Origin of the sequence: Escherichia sp. MOD1-EC7003, from assembly GCF_002965065.1 — a bacterium.
GTDB lineage: Bacteria > Pseudomonadota > Gammaproteobacteria > Enterobacterales > Enterobacteriaceae > Escherichia.
The window spans coordinates 1-6,650 of sequence record NZ_PTRE01000106.1; the positions used below are offsets into that span (position 1 = coordinate 1).

A 6,650-nucleotide genomic window follows, 5' to 3' on the forward strand; every position below is an offset into this window, starting at 1 on the left:
CACAAGCTTATGCTTATTACATGCAAAACGTCCCGTTTTGCATCTTTGTGCCTACGGCACACGATGATCTTTCCCTGCCATTAAATTATGGCTTTTTTGACCTTGCTAACATACAATAAAACAATTGAAATATATTCAAAATTAATTTAAACATTCATCAGGCGTCCTTTTCTAAAATACCTAATCATTTAATGGTTAAATTACAATTAAATAAACAAAGTAAACTGGAATTATAGTTGTCGTGCACTTCACGATTTTAGCATTCTTGCCCCTACATTTATACTCTCTGCCGCGGAAATTTGTTCTCGAAACTTAACTAAATCCAATCAATCATCCTTGCGTTATCGTTACTTGAATTTATCAAGACATTTATCATCGCTGACACTTTCAATATTTATATGATATACAGTTCCTGTGTTTGAGATATATACTTCCTTAAGCTTATCAGTTTTACTCTCATTATTATAAAAGTATCCCCCGATAATTTTATTCTTCTTTGATATATAAGTGACAGTGTCAGTATGAACTCCACCATTTATTGTCATAATGAATGAGGCATCCAAGTTTATACTACTTTCCCCCTTAAAATGTATTTCACCATTAGAAATCACTTTGGTCTCAGAAACACCGTTAGGTTCGTCATTACTAATTAATATAAGTAAATCTACCATTTCGGATTTTTTATTTCTTTCTTTATAACCACCAATATCATCCAGGATATTATTTGACACTTTTCCACAAAGCATCACTGAGTAATTATTCAAATTTTTGAGTTGAGAGCACTTTGCCACAAAAGAGAATGAAATAAATATCAAACCTACCGAAGTGATTATTGTTTTTTTAAACCCCATTGTTTTAAACAATCCTTATGTAATTAAGTGGGGGTGTTATTTCATCATTCAATACATACCAAGAATGCTCAAATGCTGGCCAACGTACTAAATCGAAGCCATCTGCTGCTGGGTTTATTCGCCGTGTAACTTCTCTGGCATGTGACAAACTACATCCTTTATCCGCCCAATAATTAACGCCTAAACTACCGCCAGGTGTCAATCGATGGCTTACCATTATGTATTTTTGCTTACTTGCTATAAAGAGAGTCAAGTTCATCCCCATCGATTAATAACGAAACTTCATTGCTTCTCAAAAAGACACCTAGTCTTGCCCCATAGAGATCAAGATTATATAATAAATCATCAATTTTTTTCTTAGGATGACTTTGGTTTAAAATATTAAACATTGCCGTGTTTATATTTTCATTTCTGAACCAATTACTTCTTACAATAAGATGCTCAAAAGTACCAACGTTATAGCGATGCTTGCCTGGTAAAAAAACGTAGTAGTCATTTAAATTAACTTGATATGTATAATTGCTTTTAGGTGGTATCTCAAGCCACGCAGAAGATGACATATCCAGTCCATAATTACACCATCCTCCCAGATAATCGAGAATTACATCATATGATGTAATTAAAAAACGTTTATCACATAACTCCTTACCATTATAAGGTATATTCTTTTTATAAATATACAAATAGCCATCATGAGCATTATAAACATTAACTATCGCTATAATATTTTTTTTGACACTTTCAACTGAAAGAGTCAAGAAAACTTGATTTTCTTGTTGCAATATAATATTTTCATTTTTACTCATTGCATAATCAGGAGTTAGATCAAAGTATGTCGTATCTTTTGTAATGAATTTGTTTGATTGAAATAAATCATAAACACCCGGATGTTCATGCTTCTTTTCTGCGAATACTAACGATCCATAAGCATTTTTTTTGGGTATTAAATAATTTTCACCTTTCAAATTTGTGCTGAAAAACATTAGCGTAAAGGTTGTGATATAAAGGCAATGAATAATATTATTCGAAGTAACGTTCAATGTTATATCCATTTATCATTACATCTCGACTTTTAGCTTTTACAAGATTTTCCGCATGCTCTCTGTATTCTTCAGCAGATGTTGTTTCCGCATTTTTACCCGGAGGGCTTAAATCGTCAGTATACAGAACTTCGCTTAAATGTGAAAACTCATGACATAAAGTGGATACCTGGGAATCGTATCCTTTAACCGCGGCATGAAAAAATTTAGGACCTACAATAACAGGATTCTCAATACTAATCCCTCCCTGCACTTTGGCAAAAATACATTCATCATCTTGATATTTAAAACAATTGCTTTTCACTCTCTGATTGACTAATATCATTGCCTCAACGCCTCTCAGCAGCCATTTATTAGCCTCAATCTCATTTCTCCCAAAAATATCAAGAAATTCTTTTTTTTCTTGCTCCTCCCATCTATATAAGTCTTTTTTTCTTTTATTTAAAACAACTAGTTGTTCAGCCAAAGCATTGGTAATAATCTCATTGAATTTATTAGTTATTTCTTTTTTTACTATGCAGACATTTACACCGGGCTTTGGTTGAGCCTGTGTGGTTCTACCCATGTTATTACTGGTGCTCATTACAATTCACCTCAAATATATAATAATCATTAGTTAACAGTTTAATTTCTACATTTGCATCATTGGTTCTAGAGAAAACTTCTGTATACCCGTCCTTGTCCGTTTCACCGCGAATCTGCGCACCGTCCTCAAAGAAGGCAATGTAACGTATTTCTGAATACGGTATCCCGTCATCGTCTGTAAAATGGAACTGGAGAGTATATTTTTCAGGCTCATCCTCATCGTCACATCGATCATCACCACCACCACTTCCGGTCACGCAGCTCCCCCCAGAGTCTCCATTTTCTTCTCCGGAGTCACTGCCATCACCACTCTTCTCCCCCCCCGGTGTCTTCAGTACCGCCGGTTGCAGCGTCGTCACCGGCGTTCCCGGACTACCGCCGCTATTGAGATTGATTTTCGGCCCGACGATGTCCACGCCCCCTGAATGGATGACCACAAACGAACCACCCACTTTCAGGCTTATCCGGCTGCTGCTCTCCAGCACGATTTCCCCGTCCACCTTTATCCCCAGCGCGCCACTCACCTTCCTCGCCAGGTCCCCCTTCACCACCAGGCTGTGCTTTCCCTCCACCAGGCTGACATGGTCAGGGCAAGATTACGAAAGCCCGCTCCCCGCAAGGACTGACGCGAGGTAGTCTCTGTCCATAGCGGCTTTTCTCATCTTACGTCTTAACCCTGCCTTGAATACCTTATCATTCGTCAAAATATTAATAGCGATGTGCCGTATCCCTGAAAATAATTCTGCTGCGTTTCCTCTTCTTATTTTGCAGTCGTCTTCATTCATTACCACGTCCAGACACCAGTGCAGCTTATGGTGAGTAGGCCGCAGGAACCGCCCCCGCCGCCTCTCGCAGAACGGTACGTGAACCTCTCAATTCATACCGCTCCCGTCAGACAAAACTTCCTTTCATCCCCGCCCGCCAGTGGGCGAACAGTTTCGGACTCCGCTTCGCTATTCCTTCCAGGAACTGGCTCGCTCTTGTCTTGTGTCGCCGCAGGGCTTTGTATTTCCTTCTTACCCATCTGACCAGCGTCTTGTTCAGATGCCTCCACACACCATATAGCGATGAGCGGTTATACTTCCCGTAATAAGCCATCCATCCGTTTATTATCGGATTCAGTATTCCTCCCAGTTGCGCTATATTCAGATCTGTACGGCTTCTGATCGCCAGCTCCCTGATCTCCCTTCGCATTCCCTTCAGGGCTGTTTTACTCACGGCTGGCGTGAAGCTGATAAACAGACTGTTTCTTCTGTTGTTCTTCACCACCCGTCTTCTGTATGTATACCCCAGAAAGTCGAATTCCGTGTGTTCATGCTCGCCCTTTCGGCTGCCGTCTTTGCAGTAGACTATCTTTGTTTTCTCCGGGTGCATTTCCAGACCACATTCCGCAAATCGCTTTCGCAACGCTTCACGCAATCTTTCTGCCTCTTCATAACTGCTACAATGTAACAGTCCGTCATCTGCATATCTGCACCATGGCGTTCCCGGGTGATTCTTTTCCAGCCATTTGTCAAATACATAATGCAGATACAGGTTCGCCAGCAGCGGACTGATTACGCCTCCCTGCGGTACACCCTTGTCTCTGCATCTGTATTCTCCATCCACCATCACCACCGGTACTGTCAGCCAGCGGGTGATATACAGTCTCACCCACTTCTCCGGGTTATGTTTATCCACCGCCTTCATCAACAAATCATGCGGTATGTTGTCAAAGAGCCCTTTGATATCAAACTCCAGTACCCAGTCCTGATACCAGCACCGTTTCCTCGTCACCCCCACTGCATCCAGCGCCGATTTTCCTGGCCTGTATCCGTAAGAATCCTTCAGAAAACAGGGTTCCACCTGCGGTTCAAATGCCTGTTTCACCACCTGCTGTGCAATACGGTCGCTGACTGTCGGGATACCCAGTATCCTTTCGCCTCCTGATTTCTTCGGGATCGCCACGCCTTTTACCGGCGGTGGCTGATAGCTTCCCGACGTCATCCGGTTCCAGATTTTATAAAGATTGTCATTCCTGTTTTTATCAAAATCGGCCAGCGTTTGTTGATCCACTCCTGCTGCGCCTGCGCTGGCTTTCACCCGTTCATATGCCCGGACTACCTGCCATTTGCTGATGCTGAATGATTTTGTCTTCATCGAAACCTCCTCCCTCGCCATGCGCGGTTGAGCTTCGTCTGAAGACTGTCTGACGCTGTCCCTTCGCTCCATCTTCATTACAAAGACTTCTCCACTACTACAGACAGCTCCGTCCCTGTGCCACGCATCGGTACTCTCATGTTCGCAAATTCAGTCACTTACATTTCTCCCTTAACATCATGGCGACAGGTTCCCGCAGTTCCCGAAAAGAGCCCGGTACACAGTCACGCCCACTATACGCCGGACACCGCCCGCGCAGCCTTCGGAACTCACTCGCGGACTTATCCCGGAAGGTAGAAACGCCCCCGGTTTTGATGTCAGTCTCTGGATTACGACGCGTCAACATGAGTTCGGTTTTACTCGTCTCTGTTATACCCTACCTACTGAACTTATGTTCATACTTTGACTTCTGCGCTCACTACCACGGCTCTTTACCGCAGCAGCCAGAAGTGGTTTGAAGCCTGCTTCCGACAACCGACTCCGGTGGGCCTTCCACCATCTCTTCCCGGACTTATGCCACTCACCTGCTCATATCCTTATGCTGCAAGTTTGTGTGCCTGCGGCACACTTCCTACCTTCCAATAAAAACCACAGAATCAGCAATGTTTAAATTTTAATCAGTATTGAGTTTCATTTGTGATCTCTACATTCACTCCTGATGGCTTCTCGCTAAATAAATATCTCATACTCTCATTCTCCATAATCACGGATATATTTAACCCTCCATGAATCCATTGATATGTAATATTTTTATCATCAATCTTATAACTAAAATTCCCAATTGGTAATTTTTCCTTCAGATAATTATTCTCCTCATAACTAAGTGCTAGTAATTTATCATAGGCACCTTTTAAATCAAAACCCTCAAAATAGCAATGTTCTTTTGATGAACCATCAAATTCTTTTCTGGGATTAGCATCATGACACCAAGTCGACCATTTTTCTTTTTTTTCCTCAGAAGTATGTTTTTTTTCATTGAAAAACAGCACATAATATTTCTCTGGGATTATTATCTGATCATTAATTTTTAAGATATCTCTATATGGCCCAGGACATTTATGAACAGAATCCATAATGGATATTTCTTCAGGAAAAAGTTTGCCTTCATGTTTAAATAATTTCCTGTACATACCAACTGTTGTTTGTGATAAGTAATATGACAAGGGATTTTTTTTAACTTCAACATAGTCAGTCGAGCATACGAGACTATTTTCCAATGAATAATCATTTATCGTTAGCTTTCGCCCATCCATATTTATCACTACCTTATTGTATGTTTCATCAAGGGCACTTATTATAAGCGAATCATGTTTACCAAAAACATCGATATCTGAAACATTATGATAAATCCATACGGTATTTTTAGTATTATCATTAGAATATGCGATACCATGAATAAAAAAAATCATTAGAAAGCCCATAAAAAATTTACCGCGCATACAAATTCCTTAATGTAAATCAATGTGATGAATCATAAACATTATTCAAAAATAGATTTTGTTCTTTTCGGCGTCGTATAACAAGGCCAGCAACTCCGCCATTTGTAATATCAAGAAATTCATTGGAGGCACCTATATACCCAATAAACCTCAAGACGCAGGTTTGAGTACCTGAAAGTGATCGTTTATTCGGGATGCCAGAGAATCCGCTATACCCGGCAGCGTATGACTGAAAAATTCAAATATTGCGTCCCTGAACTCTCGCGTACTGCTGAAGTAGCGATTATTCCGGGCATGTTCGTTCATTAATTTCCACATTCGTTCTATCGGATTCAGGTTTGGACTGTACGGTGGGAGATAATGGAGCTGTATATTCACCACTTCTGCCCAGTCTTTCACTAACTGTGAACGGTGGTAACCTGCGCCATCCAGAATGACGTGGATTTTCTGGTTATAATCAGGATAAACCTTACGTATCTCATTGAAAAAACGGGATACATTGTACTCATTTATCGTTTTATATTCGCAGATTAACGGTAAGCGGCTCGTCAGAACCGTATTGATATTTACTGAGAGCTCAGATCAACTTTCCAGGG

5 protein-coding genes and 3 pseudogenes are annotated in these 6,650 nt (G+C 40.8%); all 8 read right to left on the bottom strand.

All coding sequences use genetic code 11. The features are described from left to right. Positions 1–347 precede the first annotated feature (347 nt). Positions 348–851 carry a hypothetical protein gene (locus A7090_RS18030; protein WP_021555336.1) on the bottom strand — a complete coding sequence of 168 codons (504 nt, stop codon included), beginning with the start codon at positions 849–851 and terminating at the stop codon, positions 348–350. A 230-nt stretch (positions 852–1,081) separates the two neighbouring features. After that, on the bottom strand, positions 1,082–1,903 hold the full coding sequence (locus tag A7090_RS18040; RefSeq protein ID WP_089709252.1) for a hypothetical protein: 822 nt from the start codon (positions 1,901–1,903) through the stop codon (positions 1,082–1,084). Beyond that, positions 1,872–2,474, bottom strand: coding sequence for a hypothetical protein (locus tag A7090_RS18045; RefSeq protein ID WP_001524683.1), 603 nt, complete (start codon positions 2,472–2,474; stop codon positions 1,872–1,874). The genes A7090_RS18040 and A7090_RS18045 overlap by 32 nt, the downstream gene beginning before the upstream one ends. Continuing rightward, positions 2,461–3,063: pseudogene (locus tag A7090_RS18050) on the bottom strand (type VI secretion system tip protein VgrG); the annotation flags it as partial. The gene A7090_RS18045 and the pseudogene A7090_RS18050, both read right to left, overlap by 14 nt. Before the next feature lie 9 nt (positions 3,064–3,072). Further along, positions 3,073–3,291: pseudogene (locus A7090_RS18055) on the bottom strand (transposase); the annotation flags it as partial. A 76-nt stretch (positions 3,292–3,367) separates the two neighbouring features. Next, positions 3,368–4,693, bottom strand: a complete 1,326-nt coding sequence (ltrA, locus tag A7090_RS18060; protein WP_105275054.1) for a group II intron reverse transcriptase/maturase — start codon at positions 4,691–4,693, stop codon at positions 3,368–3,370. A 539-nt stretch (positions 4,694–5,232) separates the two neighbouring features. After that, complete coding sequence (locus tag A7090_RS18070; RefSeq protein WP_105275055.1) at positions 5,233–6,054, bottom strand: hypothetical protein; 822 nt, start codon at positions 6,052–6,054, stop codon at positions 5,233–5,235. Positions 6,055–6,204: 150 nt separating this feature from the next. Beyond that, a pseudogene (locus tag A7090_RS18075) lies at positions 6,205–6,588 on the bottom strand (IS630 family transposase); the annotation flags it as partial. Positions 6,589–6,650: the final 62 nt, after the last annotated feature.